Below are 14,177 nucleotides of genomic sequence, written 5' to 3'. Positions count from 1 at the left end.
GTTCTTTATTAGTTTCTTAAAATGAGTAGAAGTTGATAGATGATGCTTTTTCTTTATTGTGCATTTTATCAACTAAGTCAGACCAATTACCTAATAGCACTCTTTGATTAAGGTAACCTTTATCTGTAATTTCATTTTTCTCAATGGATGGAGGTTGAGGTAAAAAAGCAAACCGACAAACTCTAGTACTATTGCTGTAATGAGTTTCGTTGTATTCTTTTAATAGCTTTACAACAGATTCAATAAGCTCATTTATAGTTTGCAAGTACGATGAGATTTGCTGCTCTTCTGTTAAATTATATTTCTTTTCTAGGTAAGTCATATTTGGAACAAGTAACAAGCCAATATCTGCCTGATTATGTCCAGTGATTACAGCATCTAAAAAGTAAGGTTTAAGTGAAGTTACGATTGCAAGTCTAACTTGATTAACATTAACCCATGTACCTGATCCTAGCTTAAAGTTTTCTGAAGTGCGTCCATCAAATACTAACCCTTCTGAAGGTTCATCTTCATTAACTAATCGCCCGGCATCCCCCATAGAATAAAAGCCATCTTTATCAAAAGCGGCTGCAGTGGCTTTTTCATCACGCCAATATCCTGGGGTTACATTCGGTCCTCGTACAGCTAATGCCTGTTTATCTTGTGAGTTCGTAAGTTTTATTTCAGTTCCTGGCATTGGAACACCGATATTTACTGATAGATCTGATTCAAAATTCAAGCACGTAGAAAACGGGGCTGTTTCTGTAGAGCCCCAGCCGGCCAGTAACTTAGGACTCTTTCCGACAAGCTCCATAGATAAAGAAGTCAATCGATTTCTTGTTTTCTCAGGCAACGCCGCTGCTGCAACAAAAATAACCTTAACTGAAGTAAAGAATTTCCGTGCAACTCTATGATCATCTTCAAACTGAGCGAGTAGCGCTTCAATACCAACTGGTACATTGAAATGAATGTTTGGCTCTATTAAACAAATATTTTCGATCGTGCGGCCAATTTGGCCAGGGATAGGCTTACCATCATCAATAGTCAGTGTGCCGCCATTAAATAATGTGATATTGATACAAACATTTCCACCGAACGTATGGCTCCAAGGTAACCAGTCAACTAAATTAGGGGTCATATCTTGTAAAAATGGCCACATTTTATAAAGTGCCACTTGATTGCTATACATCATACGATGAGTATTAATAACCCCCTTTGGAAGTCCTGTAGATCCTGAAGTCATCAATACTTTGCAGATTGTATCTTGTGTAACTTCACTTCTTTTAACTGCAACTTCCTCATCACTAATTTTTGGTAAGTCACGTACTGCTGGTATATCATCTATATTTGAGTACGACGCAATATATTGAATATCGTGTTTTTGACGAAGGACATCTACTGCTTTTTTAAAGAACCTCGTATCACTAAAGTAAATTGCTCCTGGTTTGACAATATTTATAATATTATCGAGCCGTTCGAATGTATCCCCATGCTGAGCGTATGCTATTGAAACAGGGGTTACTGGCACACCAATTGTCATTGCAGCAAAGGCTACTAAAGCGTGATTAATGGAATTAGGAGCTATGATCATAAGTGGCTTATCTGCAGAGATATCAAGCGTTCCTAAATTAGCTGCAACTCCCTTTACTCGTGATAAAAACTCCTTATATGATATCTCTGACCAACCATCAGAAGTTCGCTCTCGCATACATACTGTATTGGGAGCTCTCTCAGACCAGAAATCCAAGCAATCAAGCATTGTATGATTATCAAGACTTAGTTCTTCTTTATTTCGTAAAATTATTGCACCTTCAGCGCCTTTATCCGAAATAACGTTGTGAGATCCAAGCTGAATTTCAGGAATAATTTTTATTTTACGTTCAATCATTTTTATTATCCTCAGAGTGCTTAGGCCAACGTGACAACTCATTAGCTAAACTCGGTTGTAAGAGTGCAAATTCATCTACTAGCGAATCCACTATCTCTTTAACCGTTTCTATATTCTGCGTTGCACTAACACCATGTCCGGCTCCCCAAGTGTCTTTCCACGCTTTTCCTTCGCCTTGAATATCTGAGAAATCAATTTCGGTACTGCCTTTCTTTGATTTCAAATCAAAACCAGCTTTACTAAGACTAGCCTTGAGCCAATTGGCCATTACCCCCGAAACAACATCAGATGTAACAACATCATCCATTGATGAACTGACAAGCATGTCGCGGTATTCATCAACAACTAAACTTTCAGGGCAACTGATAAATCGAGTCCCCATATAAGCAAAGTCAGCGCCTAGTGCGATTAGTGCAGCAATAGAACGAGCACTTTGCATTGCACCACCTACAATCAGAGGCCCATCGTAAAAACGTCGGACTTCTTCAACAAATGAAAATGGTGAATACTTTCCTGTATGTCCGCCGGCTCCAGAACACACTAGGATAAGACCGTCAACCCCAGCCGCGATGGCTTTTTTTGCTTGTTCCATATTAATAACATCAGCAAACACTTTTCCGCCAAAAGCATGAACTCTATCAAGTACTCGGGTAGGACTACCTAATGCGGTAACAACGAATTTAGGCTTATAACGCTCAACCAAGGCCATTTCGGCTTCGAATCGGTCATAGCTTTTATGAACAATCATATTAATTGCCCACATGCCTTCCTGCTTAGTACCTTTAAGCTCAGATTTTATTTTCTCTAACCATTCTTCTAAATCATTAATTGTTCGAGCATTTGGTGTCGGAAAACACCCTATTATTCCTGCTTTTGCAGCAGCTATTACCAAATCTGGACCTGATATGAGGAACATAGGAGCAACGATTGTAGGTAGCTTCATTGAGTTATAAAGTGAAGATACGATTGCGCGATCTGTCATAATTATTTCCCCTTAGAGCTATTTATTAAATCCAGTGCAACGTCAACGATCATATCCTCTTGACCACCTATCAGTTTTCGCTTTCCTACTTCGACTAGGATTTCTCTAACATCTATTTTATAACGCTCTGCTGCTTTTTCAGCATGGCGTAAAAAGCTTGAATAAACACCCGCATAACCTAATGTTAAAGTTTCACGGTCAACACGTACCGGTCTATCTTGAAGTGGTCTTACTAAGTTTTCGGCAGCATCCATTAACTTGTATAAATCACAGTTATGGCTCCAGCCTAAGCGATTGATTGCAGCAATAAATACTTCTAATGGTGCATTTCCTGCACCAGCCCCCATACCTGTTAGGGACGCATCAACACGATTCACACCGTTTTCGACTGCCGCTATACTGTTAGCCACACCCAAACTTAGATTGTGGTGAGCGTGAATTCCTAACTCTGTATTTACGTCTAAAGTGTCTTTTAATGCTTTCACTCTAGAGCTAATATCATTCATATTCATAGCACCACCACTGTCAACTACATAAACAGTTGTTGCACCGTACGACTCCATTAGCTTTGCTTGTTTCGCTAACTCTGAAGGGGAAACCATATGAGACATCATTAAAAAGCCAATAGTATCCATACCCATTTCACGGGCTGTTTGAATATGCTGTTTTGAAACATCAGCCTCAGTGCAATGTGTTGCAATACGTACAGATCGTACACCTAAGTTATAAGCCCTCTTTAAATCTTTTACTGATCCTATTCCGGGTAATAATAAAGTTGTCAGCACCGACTTTTCTAGCACATCAGCAACAGCTTCCAGCCACTCCCAATCTGTATGTGCACCAAAACCATAATTAAAACTGCTTCCACTTAGGCCATCTCCATGAGCGACTTCAATAGCATCAACACCTGAGTCTTCCAGTGCTTTAGCTATGCTTCGAACATGATCTGTACTGTACTGATGACGGATTGCGTGCATACCATCTCGCAGAGTTACATCTTGGATATATAGTTTTTTATTATTCATGGGTTACTCTCCACCTTGTAAAGATCTAGCAATGGCAATTTTTTCAGCTGTTTTAAGTGCCGCAGAAGTCATTATGTCCAGATTACCCGCATAAGATGGTAAGTAATGAGCTGCCCCCTCCACTTCTAAAAAGACTGACGTTTTCACTCCACTTAATGCACCTATACCAGGAAGGTATAATGGTTCTTCTTCTGTGTAATACTCAAACTGTACGCTTTGTTTTAAACGATACCCTGGCACGTAGCTTTGAACAGCTTTAACCATGTCTTCAATACTCTGCGTAATCTCCTTTTCACTTCCTCCTTCAGAGAAAGTAAAAACAGTGTCACGCATTATCATCGGAGGCTCTGCAGGATTAAGTACTATTATCGCCTTACCTACTTTTGCCCCACCAACTTTTTCAATTGCCTGTGAAGTAGTTTCTGTAAATTCGTCAATATTCGCACGTGTCCCTGGTCCAGCAGACTTAGAGGAAATTGAAGCAATTATTTCTGCATAAATAACGGGAGAAATACGAGAAACTGCATGAACGATAGGAATAGTCGCCTGTCCTCCACAAGTCACCATATTGACATTCAACTGTTCAAGGTTTGCGTCCCCATTAACCGCTGGAACAATAAATGGACCTATTGCCGCCGGTGTTAAATCCACAATAACTTTACCCGCCTCATTACAAATTTTTGCGTGTGTTGCGTGAGCTCCAGCTGAAGTTGCATCAAAGACAATACCTATTTCTTGCCATTCAGGCATTTCAACTAGCCCTTTGATACCTTCATGAGTAATTGCTACTCCCATATTCTTTGCGCGTGCCAAACCATCAGAACTCGGATCAACTCCAACCATAACAGCCATTTTAAGAGCATCAGATGTCCTTAAAATTTTAATCATCAGATCTGTCCCAATATTCCCAGAGCCAATAATGGCAACTTTTGTTTTAGTAGACATATTTCTTCTCCTATTCTGTAAAAGTGACTGAGACAGTGTTTAAGCCATCAATGGTAGCGGTAAATGCATTCTTAGCTTGAACAGGCACCATTGGGCCTAAAGCACCTGATAACACAACATCACCTGCTCGAAGTGGTAGGCCATTTTTAATCATGGTATTAGCTAGCCAAAGGGTCGCTAGTAATGGGTTTCCTAAGCAAGCACGTCCTTCACCTTCAGATACTAATTCACTATTTTGAAACAGTTTCATAGTGCAGTTCTCAAGGTCTAATTGACTTAATTGAACAGGAGTTGTACCCATTACAATCCCGCCATACGACGCATTATCTGCAATAGTGTCAAACAGAGTGATATCCCAATTTTCTACACGGCTATCAACAATTTCTAAGGCTGGCACTGCATAATCGATAGCATTAATGATGTCTACTATAGTTAAACTTTCTGAATCTAAATCAGACTTTAGGACAAACGCTATTTCAGCTTCTATTTTAGGCTGTAAAAATTTAGATACTGATAATTGAGCGCCCGAGCCATAACAAGTGTCAGCGTAAACCATGCCATAGTCTGGCTGATCTACACCTAGTTGAGTCTGAACAGCTTTCGATGTCAGTCCTATTTTTCGACCTATTGTTATACGGCCTTCTTCACTCCAACGGAGATGGTTTTCTTGCTGAATTTGATATGCTAGCGAAATATCTGCAGATTCGACCAACTCTCTTAAAGGTGCAACTGCACCTCCTTCATACGCATCAGAAAGTAACTTTGATAAACTTAAAATGGTTTTATTGCTCATGATCATGACTCTTATATAATTATTATTTACGCGGAGGACGCTGAAATTTATGGCCCCAGGCTGAATTAGTATGGTGCACCTTTACATGCCAAGTATCGTCATCGACTTCTATTGCTCCCCATCCAAACTCAACGTCAAAACCTGATGGAGTCATTGTATAAAATGACAACATTTCATCATTCGAATGGCGCCCTAGAGTAAATGAGAAATGTACTCCATCTTTTTCTGCCGCATCCATTGCACGGCCAACATCATCAATGCTGTCTACTTGAAACATAATATGTGCAACTTTTGCAGGTATCGGAACCGGAGCAAGTGCCAACGAGTGATGACGCCCGTTACAACGCAAAAATGAAATATTAAAGGGCTTGCCTGGCACAACCTCAGTATTAATATAATCTGATAACTTAAAGCCTAAAAAATCAGTATAAAATGCTTCTTGCGCATCATGATCTTTAGTTATGAGGACAATATGCCCAAGTCCTTGATCACCTGTAATAAAGCGGAACCCTTTTGGACTTACAAATGGTTTATTCGTTTCTTGTAAAGGCCCATAAAACACTTCGCAACATGTACCATCTGGGTCATAAAAAGTAATTAGGTCTTTTACTTTCCTATTTTTTATTAATTCATCTGAGCCAACTTCAAATACTATTTTTTGTTCTGTTAAACGTCTTTTTAAATTTTCCAGATTTTGTTTATCACTCACTTCCCAACCTATGTAATCCAGTTGATCATGATCTGATTTTTTTAAATGGATTCGCCATGCATACGAATCAATTCTGAGGTACATATCACCATTATCAGTTTCAGTAACACTAACTCCGAGTATATTTTCTGCATATCTTTTCCATGCATCTGGATCGGAGATAGAAAAGCCGAGGTAGCCTAAAGCCTTAATTTCTGACATATATTTGTCCAACGTTATAGTTTTTGTTTAGCCACGCATTAATTTACGTAACGGCAAGTCTGTGTTCTCAAGTTGTGCTACGTCTACAGTTACTGCGTTTTTAATCATTCGCATAGCTGCGCGCACCGCATTAGGGTTATTAACACTTACAGCACCAACAACACGATTGTTCAACACACTAAAATACACCGGCCAGTCCCCTTCATTCCTAACAACTAACTGCTGCTCATTGGGTAAAAACACACCAGCCATTTCAATATGTAAATCCCCCTGATCTGACCAAAACCAATCAACGGGCTCTGAGGGAAGTGATATATTAAGAATTGAAGTTGCTGTACGTTCTCCTTGAAACTGTGCAGATTGCCAGTGCTCATGACGTATTACCGAGCCATCACCTTGAATTATTGCTGCAACATCTCCAGCAGCATAAATACCTGGGTATTTAGACTCTTGGCTTTCATTAACCTCAATCCCACCTTTGGCTTTATTTAAGATCTTTGCGTTAACTTGTTCAGAGAAGTAAGGGGTATAAGGAGCCATGCCAACGCCTAAAACAATCGCATCAACATTTAACGATTCTCTGTCATCATTAAATAAAATAGATAGGCTGCCATCGTCCTGCTCTACAAACTCTTTTATTCGGCAGTTAGTAATAAGGTTTAACCCATCATCACAATGTTTATTGACTATTTTTTCGCATAATTCGTAAGGTAATATATGCGCCAGCGGTAGCTCTGCTGCATCCAACCAATGAACTGAAACACCTAGCTTGCAAAGCGAGGCTGATGTTTCTGCACCAATAAACCCACCACCAATTACTGCAACTCGCGAGTTGGGTAATAATTTCTCACGTAATTTTACAGCGTCTTGAAAGTGACGAAGAACAAATATATTAGTTAATGCAGAACCTTCTATAGGTAATCGTCGAGCCTCTCCCCCTGTTGCTAGCACAATCGCATCAGCAGCAAGCTCAACTCCAGATTCAAGAGTTACCTTACGCAAATCGGGAAGTACATAGGTTACCGACTCACCAAAATAACTTTCAATGTTTAGATCAGATAATTCAGTTGTTGTTATTAAAGATATGTCTTCACTTTTTAGCTTTTGATCCAAAAGAATTTGCTTAGAGAGTGGAGGCCGTTCATAAGCACCATGCTTATCCTTGTCGATAAGTATAATTTTGCCAGTAAACCCGCGATTACGAAGCCCTCTTAAACAACTCACACCTGCAGCGCTAGCGCCAACGATAATTACCGAGTTCACAGTACTCATCTTTGCACCTCTATAAATACATCCCCATCTTTTATGTTCACGATGTGAGTCGCAACCGCTTTAATTGCAGGCGGATTATCTGGCGCACCAGTCTTGAGGCAAAAAACTGACATATGAAGAGGACACTCAACCGTATCACCTTCAACAAAACCATCACAAAAAGATGCTTCAGCATGCGTACAAGTGTCATCAATTGCATATACTTGACCACTTTCACCACGTATTACTGCAATAGGTGGCTTATACTGTTCAAGCTTAATTGAATCACCAATTTCCAAGTCGTCTAATTTACAAACATAAAACATGGTCATGCCGCCCTACTCTGCTAAAAAGTGGTTAATTACAAGCTGCAAGAACTCTTTTGGTCTCTCAGCCATAACCCAATGTCCACAGTTAGCAAAAATGTGCATATCAGCGTTAGGCATTGAACGACCGAGTTTTAGCCCCATTTCAGTCGGAACAACTTTATCTTCACGACCATGTAAGACAAGTGTAGGGTGAGCTATTTTAGCCACTACATGCTCAGGCATACCTGAAAGCGCCGTCTCACCGTCTTCACTTGGTTTTACTAATAACTTACGTAGGCCTTCTTGAGCACCTGGAATAAGGCTAGTTTGATAGCGCTCTTCAACAAGTTCATCCGTTATCGTTTTTTCTGAAAATGGAAAATGTGACATTGCTTTACGCATATTTTCAAGAGATGGCGTGTAATCCCAACCAGAGCGAAGCCCAGGTGTCATGAAAAATTTATCGCAAGGAGTACCCATTAAGCAAAGCTTTGAAAATCGCTCCGGAAAGCGTGCTGCAGTTGCTAGTGCGAGAGAGCCACCAAATGAATTTCCGATAACGTGAGCTTTTTCAATACCTAATGCATCCAAAAAGCCTAATAAATGTTTGCCCCAATGCTTTATGTCATAAGAAAAACCTTCTGCTCTTTCTGTGTGACCAAAGCCGGCTAAATCTGGCGCTATAACTCGAAAATGTTTTGCTAACTCTGGCATTACTTTGCGCCAATTTGTACTTGCAGAAACACCAGGACCTGAGCCATGCAATAAAATTAATGGCTCTCCTTCACCTAGCTCTAGATAATTTGTCTGCAACCCAAAAGCTTCAATTGTTTTACCTTTACCTGAATCAATTATTCTCATTCCCATTCACCTCTAACATAAATAATCACAATTACGTAACTTGTTTACTTTTAAGCAACACTAATCCAAACATACACAACTGTCAATACGGTGGCGTATGTTTTTTAATTCTATTCATAAAGCCTGATTTTTTTACTCCAAATGGAATACAATCAATTATTCTCAAAAAAAAGGAGCTTATGTAATGGCTATAACAAATGAAAAGCCTTCAAAATCAAACAAACTAACAGCCAAAGATTGGTTAGATATGGCAGAGGGTGAACTGTCTAAGTTTGGTATTTCAGCTGTAAAAGTGGAGCCTTTAGCAAAAAAATTAAAAGTCACAAAGGGAAGTTTTTATTGGCATTTCAGTGGAAGAGAGGAGTTATTTGAACAACTACTAACAAGCTGGAGAGTCAGATCCACTAACGCAATCATAGAGCGATTAAGTGATGCAAACTTTACAGCTAAGGAACAACTCAGAGAGCTATTTTTCCTTCCACATAAAAATATTAAAAGCATTAATGGGGGGGCTTTAGAGTTAGCTATTCGCAACTGGTCGCAACATGATGCAAACGTAAAGGAAACCATTAATGAAGTTGATAATCATAGACTTAAGTTCATATCCGATAATTTTAAATCATTAGGTTGCGATCAAGAAGAAGCTGAAATTAAAGCCTATCGATTTTATTATACAATGCAGGGATATAAAGTTGTGGGGATTAATATGGATGGCTGCCACCTAGAGAAAGTGTTTAATACTTTATTATAATTCATCAACTATGCAGCATAAAACAGTGTTAAATCTAATAAAAAAAGTTGTTTTTCACGCCTCGATAAAATAAACAGCCTCGACTCTTGTCGCTACCAGCGCGAGCAATGGTTATGCTGGCCCCTGTTCGCAAGAGTCCTCCTTCCTAAATACATAGCTTTAATATGACTTTATATGCTGACACCAGTTAACTACCTCCCCCTGTCTTTTTATTACTTTACAAATATAAAAGCTTTATAAATATATATACTCTTCATTTAAATGATGAAATCCAGCTGTATTTAAATAAAAAATAAAATACAGCTGTGTATTTTCATCCTTTTAAATAGATTAAAAGCAAAATAAAAACGCTTAATTGTTAACAAATAAGCTCTTCCATAATTCACTAATAAAACTGACACAGTCCGTATTCAGAGCGACATAATGTTGCGGGGTCGTTCACATGTAGAAAAGGTTGAGCTGCAATATTCTTAGCGCAGCTCAACCTAAACACTTCAAAGAGTGAATACGTTAAAAGTTATATTGAGCCGTCATTTGCCAGCGATAAACATCTTGCTTTAATCCGTTAGCTAGCTCTATACCATAGAGGCCATACTCTAAACCGAATGTTGTTTTTTTGATTGGGTCCCAAAACACATTAGCTTGCAGTGATGAGGTTTTATCTATAGAAGATGGAGAAAAGTAAGATAAATCTTTAGCGGAAGCTGTATAAGCTAATGCGAGAGTCGACCTAAGACCTGGCCTCCAAGTATGACCGTAAACAGCTGAAGCACCTTTAGCAAGGAAAGCTCTTAACTCACCATTTTCAACATATGAGTCAGGGTAAGGTCCTAACTCTAAGTAGCGCCCTAGTGCCCCATAGTTTGCTTGTAACCCAACACTACCTTTAAAAATAGGAAACCGAGCAGTCATGCTCACAGCTCCGCTTATTGTCGAATCATCAACACTTCCTGGCTCACTATTATCCATCACAAGCTTTCTTGCCATCATAGCGATACCTGCGGTTCCCCAATCACCTTTAAGGTCTATACGACCAATTAAATCAGGAATTAGCTGGTCATCTTTATTTGTATCTTTTATGTCACCTGATATTGTAACTGATTTGCTTTCATACGGGTTTTCAGCAGATACACTCCAGCTACCTCCCTCAAATTTACTTGTATACTTAACCTGAGTCTGTCTAATGAAAAGAGCATTAGCATGCTGACCAAGGTTGGCAATCTCTCCTAATGATGCAAAGTTTAAAAAGTTAGTATATGTCTGACCTATTAACCAACCATTGTATGTAACATATGCTTGTCGAATTCGAACATCATAACTATTTGTAAAGTTTTCATCACCACCGCTGCCGAGCAAATCAACTTCGATATGTGTTTGTATCGATTTATCTTCTATAGGAGTTTTTGTATTAAGTCGCAACTGACTGCGACGTATTGACATATCAAATGTGTCTTTTTTATCGCTGCCTATCACTGTTCCATTAAGTATGGGTGCATAAGTTGAAAAGTTTGTATTATTAATACCAGAACCACTTTCCATTACTCCCGCATCTAAATGAACGAAGCCGCTTATTTTAAATTCTGTTTCAGAGCCTAAAACAGAAAAATATCCTGGCGTTGCTGATAAAAGATCTTTTTCAACTTTATCATGAGTATTTTGTTGTTTTTTAACTTCCAGTAAAGATTGCTGAAGTAGCTCTATTTTTTTTTCTATTTCATCGACCCGATCACTGCCAGAAGCATTCACATATGCACTTAAAAAAACAGATAGCAACAGTGTTATTTTTAAATTCGTTTTATTAACCATTTAATTCAACCCTATACTTATGATTTATTTGATATTTATTTTCATTTTATTTAACCGCTAACTTTAATTGAAACAGTAATACATTACTGCCAAAACAAAAATTAACATACACACATGTATTTAACAAGAATTAAACAATTGAAGCATAAAAATTTACAATTTTTATGTTTTTAGTGGTGTATGATATAAATAATTTGATATTGATTAGCTTGGTATTTTTATAAAAAGGAAAATTGTGAAAAAACGTCTAACAAAAGATGACTGGATAGAAGCTGCTACTAATGTTTTAGTATCTGGTGGAGGTATCAGTCATGTAAAAATTGATAATTTAGCTAAAGAGTTAAAAATAACGAGAGGCAGCTTTTATTATCACTTCAGTAATAGAGAAGAGTTATTGACTGCTGTATTGGATAAGTGGAGAACGAGTGCTACAGAATCAGTTATTTCAAGTTTACGTATTAAACACACTTCGCCTAAAGAGCAACTTATTAGCCTTGCTGCCCTGCCTTTAAAAGGTAAGCGCGCATATGATGCAGCTTCTACAGAGTTAGCTTTACGTGCTTGGGCGCGAAGGGATAAAGTTGCAAGAGCAACTCTTGAAGAGATTGATAAGTATAGGGTGTCTTTCATACAGTCGCTATTTACTGAAATGACCAACGATAAGCAGAAATCAGAAGATCTTGCTTTTTTATTTTATTCTTATCTAGTAATGACATCACTTTTACCCGTAGATAAAAACACGTCCGAATCACAGGATCAGGGGGAGAGAATTATGGAACTACTCTCATCACTGAGCAATAATCATTAACCATCATTATTCCTGAGAAAGTTGATAATTTAGATAAAGGACACATTAATTGGTATGTCCTTTATCTAAGATGCCTACCTAATAAAGCTAAACTACATCTGCTGTACCAAAAATAGCGATATGCTTGGGAATGCTAATAAAATAGCCAAGCGAATAAGATCTGCTATAACAAATGGAAATACTCCTTTAAAAATAGTTTTCAACTCCACTTTAGGTAGTACTGATTTAAGTACAAATACATTAAGCCCTACAGGCGGTGTTATTAAACTTATCTCCGTTGCAACCACCACTATGATACCAAACCAAATTGGATCCATTCCCATTCCTGATACGATAGGAAAGAAAACGGGAACAGTTAGTAATAGCATTGAGATTGATTCTAAAACTGCGCCTAAGACAAAGTAGATTAATAAGATAACGAATAAAACACCAAATAACCCCATTTCCATGCCTTCAATCCAATCAACAATGTCAAAAGGTAGATCAGATACATTTACTAAGTTAGCAAATACTAAAGAGCCGATAAGTATGGCTATAAGCGTTACGGTTGTAGATGCAGAATCATCAAGGGCTTCGAGTAAACTTTTAAATGAAAACTTTCCTCGTAAAACTGTGATAAATATTGCCCCCACTGATCCTATTCCTGCGGCTTCAGTAGGAGAGAATAAACCGAAGTAAATCCCACCTAGCACTGATATTACTAATAAACTAAATGCCCATAGTTGACTTAAAGCTTGCAGCTTCTCTCGAAAGCTAACTTCTTCACATTCTTGCGCTTTACTATCAGAGAAATGTACAACAACCAGCACAGCACAAACATAAAGTATGACTCCAAGAATACCTGGTAATGCTCCAGCAATAAATAATTCACCTATATCAGTCTCAGTTATAATCCCATAAAAAACCAAGGCTATTGAAGGCGGTATTAATATACCAAGCGTCCCTCCTGCAGCGATAGAACCTGTTGATAATTCATCACTATAGCCAAACTTTTTCATCGATGGATAAGCGATTTTAGCCATCGTTGCTGCCGTAGCAAAACTTGAACCACAAAAAGTACTAAAACCGCCAGAAGCTCCAATAGTTGTAATTGCCAAGCCTCCTCGATAGTGCCCTACGATTGCATTCGTTGCATTATAAAGCTCTTCAGCTAACCCCGAGCGACTGATAATATTACCCATTAAAATAAATAATGGAATAACAGCGAACTCATAGGAAAGTACTGTTTCTGTAGCGATCATCCCTAGCTGACTTAAAGCTATAGCCCATCCTTGATAGTAGGCCAAACCTAAAATTCCGAGTCCCCCTGTTGCAATCGCGATTGGTACACGAATAAATAACATAACGAGTAGTATTACAAACACTATTGACATTACCATTAGCGACTTCCTTCCATATTTACTCTTCCAACTGTCGGAAACGCTTGTAATAAACTAATCAGAGAAACAAACGCCAACCCAAATATAAGCGCTAGCACTTTCCATTTTTCTACATTCAGAAACATGAATACCTCACCAAAATCAGCTGACATTACAACTTGCTCATATACCATTACTACTAGTGCCGTAAAGAAGGTGAGCTCAACTAAGTAGCAGAACCAATTTAGAATGACCCCAATTGTTCCTTTAAAATATTTATTTAGTAAATCAATTTGAATATGCTGACGCTTCCTATTGACTTGGCAAAGCCCTGCATAAAAAGAGATGGCTAATAATATAGCCACTAACTCATATGCAAAACCTAAAGGCTCATTAAAGAATAGCCGCCCAAAAACGTCTGTGAATGTAACCAATGCCATCAATAGTAGTGAATAGATACAAATCTTATTACAAATAGATTCAATGCTTTTTAATAGCTTTTTGTGCATCAA

At 38.4% G+C, this 14,177-nt stretch carries 14 protein-coding genes; 2 read left to right on the top strand and 12 right to left on the bottom strand.

Annotation, left to right across the window (positions count from 1 at the left end; all coding sequences use genetic code 11):
• Positions 1-16 precede the first annotated feature (16 nt).
• The 9 genes from I6F41_RS12190 to I6F41_RS12150 all read right to left on the bottom strand — a co-directional run bounded on the left by I6F41_RS12190 (position 17) and on the right by I6F41_RS12150 (position 8,942).
• Positions 17-1,867 (bottom strand): AMP-binding protein, encoded by a 1,851-nt coding sequence (locus I6F41_RS12190; RefSeq protein ID WP_197108574.1) that lies wholly within the window; start codon positions 1,865-1,867, stop codon positions 17-19.
• Positions 1,860-2,783 carry an NAD(P)H-dependent flavin oxidoreductase gene (locus I6F41_RS12185; protein ID WP_197108573.1) on the bottom strand — a complete coding sequence of 308 codons (924 nt, stop codon included), beginning with the start codon at positions 2,781-2,783 and terminating at the stop codon, positions 1,860-1,862. The genes I6F41_RS12190 and I6F41_RS12185 overlap by 8 nt, the downstream gene beginning before the upstream one ends.
• Positions 2,784-2,851: 68 nt before the next feature.
• Positions 2,852-3,874, bottom strand: coding sequence for a 4-hydroxy-2-oxovalerate aldolase (dmpG, locus tag I6F41_RS12180; protein ID WP_197108571.1), 1,023 nt, complete (start codon positions 3,872-3,874; stop codon positions 2,852-2,854).
• A 3-nt stretch (positions 3,875-3,877) separates the two neighbouring features.
• On the bottom strand, positions 3,878-4,819 hold the full coding sequence (locus I6F41_RS12175; RefSeq protein WP_197108568.1) for an acetaldehyde dehydrogenase (acetylating): 942 nt from the start codon (positions 4,817-4,819) through the stop codon (positions 3,878-3,880).
• Positions 4,820-4,829: 10 nt separating this feature from the next.
• Positions 4,830-5,612 carry a 2-keto-4-pentenoate hydratase gene (locus tag I6F41_RS12170; RefSeq protein WP_197108566.1) on the bottom strand — a complete coding sequence of 261 codons (783 nt, stop codon included), beginning with the start codon at positions 5,610-5,612 and terminating at the stop codon, positions 4,830-4,832.
• A gap of 22 nt (positions 5,613-5,634) precedes the next feature.
• A complete protein-coding gene (locus tag I6F41_RS12165) occupies positions 5,635-6,522 on the bottom strand; it encodes a VOC family protein (protein WP_197108564.1) in 888 nt (295 codons plus the stop codon).
• 27 nt (positions 6,523-6,549) lie between these two features.
• On the bottom strand, positions 6,550-7,794 hold the full coding sequence (locus I6F41_RS12160; RefSeq protein WP_197108562.1) for an NAD(P)/FAD-dependent oxidoreductase: 1,245 nt from the start codon (positions 7,792-7,794) through the stop codon (positions 6,550-6,552).
• Positions 7,791-8,105 (bottom strand): bifunctional 3-phenylpropionate/cinnamic acid dioxygenase ferredoxin subunit, encoded by a 315-nt coding sequence (locus I6F41_RS12155; RefSeq protein ID WP_197108560.1) that lies wholly within the window; start codon positions 8,103-8,105, stop codon positions 7,791-7,793. The genes I6F41_RS12160 and I6F41_RS12155 overlap by 4 nt, the downstream gene beginning before the upstream one ends.
• Before the next feature lie 6 nt (positions 8,106-8,111).
• Positions 8,112-8,942, bottom strand: a complete 831-nt coding sequence (locus tag I6F41_RS12150; protein WP_197108558.1) for an alpha/beta fold hydrolase — start codon at positions 8,940-8,942, stop codon at positions 8,112-8,114.
• Positions 8,943-9,126: 184 nt separating this feature from the next.
• Here I6F41_RS12150 and I6F41_RS12145 point away from each other — a divergent pair, with 184 nt between their 5' ends.
• The gene (locus I6F41_RS12145) at positions 9,127-9,693 is read left to right on the top strand and encodes a TetR/AcrR family transcriptional regulator (RefSeq protein WP_197108556.1); all 567 of its coding nucleotides are present in this window, start codon (positions 9,127-9,129) and stop codon (positions 9,691-9,693) included.
• A 510-nt stretch (positions 9,694-10,203) separates the two neighbouring features.
• On the opposite strand, the gene I6F41_RS12140 is transcribed toward I6F41_RS12145, so the two are convergent.
• Positions 10,204-11,499, bottom strand: a complete 1,296-nt coding sequence (locus I6F41_RS12140) for a DcaP family trimeric outer membrane transporter (protein WP_197108554.1) — start codon at positions 11,497-11,499, stop codon at positions 10,204-10,206.
• A gap of 235 nt (positions 11,500-11,734) precedes the next feature.
• Between I6F41_RS12140 and I6F41_RS12135 the strand changes: the two genes are divergently transcribed.
• On the top strand, positions 11,735-12,307 hold the full coding sequence (locus I6F41_RS12135) for a TetR/AcrR family transcriptional regulator (RefSeq protein ID WP_197108552.1): 573 nt from the start codon (positions 11,735-11,737) through the stop codon (positions 12,305-12,307).
• Between the two features lie 92 nt (positions 12,308-12,399).
• On the opposite strand, the gene I6F41_RS12130 is transcribed toward I6F41_RS12135, so the two are convergent.
• Both I6F41_RS12130 and I6F41_RS12125 read right to left on the bottom strand, forming a co-directional pair.
• Complete coding sequence (locus tag I6F41_RS12130; RefSeq protein WP_197108550.1) at positions 12,400-13,686, bottom strand: TRAP transporter large permease; 1,287 nt, start codon at positions 13,684-13,686, stop codon at positions 12,400-12,402.
• Positions 13,686-14,174, bottom strand: coding sequence for a TRAP transporter small permease (locus I6F41_RS12125; RefSeq protein WP_197108548.1), 489 nt, complete (start codon positions 14,172-14,174; stop codon positions 13,686-13,688). The genes I6F41_RS12130 and I6F41_RS12125 overlap by 1 nt, the downstream gene beginning before the upstream one ends.
• Positions 14,175-14,177: the final 3 nt, after the last annotated feature.

The organism is Pseudoalteromonas sp. SCQQ13, assembly GCF_015864415.1.
Classification (GTDB): domain Bacteria; phylum Pseudomonadota; class Gammaproteobacteria; order Enterobacterales; family Alteromonadaceae; genus Pseudoalteromonas; species Pseudoalteromonas nigrifaciens.
The sequence above is the reverse complement of the archived record's forward strand: the minus strand, read 5'-3'. Positions and strand labels throughout refer to the sequence as shown.

Coding starts and splice junctions, on each gene's coding strand:
- I6F41_RS12160 (WP_197108562.1), bottom strand. CDS start 7,794: ATGAGTACTGTGAACTCGGTAATTATCGTTGGCGCTAGCGCTGCAGGT.
- I6F41_RS12185 (WP_197108573.1), bottom strand. CDS start 2,783: ATGTTCCTCATATCAGGTCCAGATTTGGTAATAGCTGCTGCAAAAGCA.
- I6F41_RS12190 (WP_197108574.1), bottom strand. CDS start 1,867: ATGATTGAACGTAAAATAAAAATTATTCCTGAAATTCAGCTTGGATCT.
- I6F41_RS12170 (WP_197108566.1), bottom strand. CDS start 5,612: ATGAGCAATAAAACCATTTTAAGTTTATCAAAGTTACTTTCTGATGCG.
- I6F41_RS12145 (WP_197108556.1), top strand. CDS start 9,127: ATGGCTATAACAAATGAAAAGCCTTCAAAATCAAACAAACTAACAGCC.
- I6F41_RS12165 (WP_197108564.1), bottom strand. CDS start 6,522: ATGTCAGAAATTAAGGCTTTAGGCTACCTCGGCTTTTCTATCTCCGAT.
- I6F41_RS12150 (WP_197108558.1), bottom strand. CDS start 8,942: ATGAGAATAATTGATTCAGGTAAAGGTAAAACAATTGAAGCTTTTGGG.
- I6F41_RS12155 (WP_197108560.1), bottom strand. CDS start 8,105: ATGACCATGTTTTATGTTTGTAAATTAGACGACTTGGAAATTGGTGAT.
- dmpG (WP_197108571.1), bottom strand. CDS start 3,874: ATGAATAATAAAAAACTATATATCCAAGATGTAACTCTGCGAGATGGT.
- I6F41_RS12125 (WP_197108548.1), bottom strand. CDS start 14,174: ATGCACAAAAAGCTATTAAAAAGCATTGAATCTATTTGTAATAAGATT.
- I6F41_RS12140 (WP_197108554.1), bottom strand. CDS start 11,499: ATGGTTAATAAAACGAATTTAAAAATAACACTGTTGCTATCTGTTTTT.
- I6F41_RS12175 (WP_197108568.1), bottom strand. CDS start 4,819: ATGTCTACTAAAACAAAAGTTGCCATTATTGGCTCTGGGAATATTGGG.
- I6F41_RS12130 (WP_197108550.1), bottom strand. CDS start 13,686: ATGGTAATGTCAATAGTGTTTGTAATACTACTCGTTATGTTATTTATT.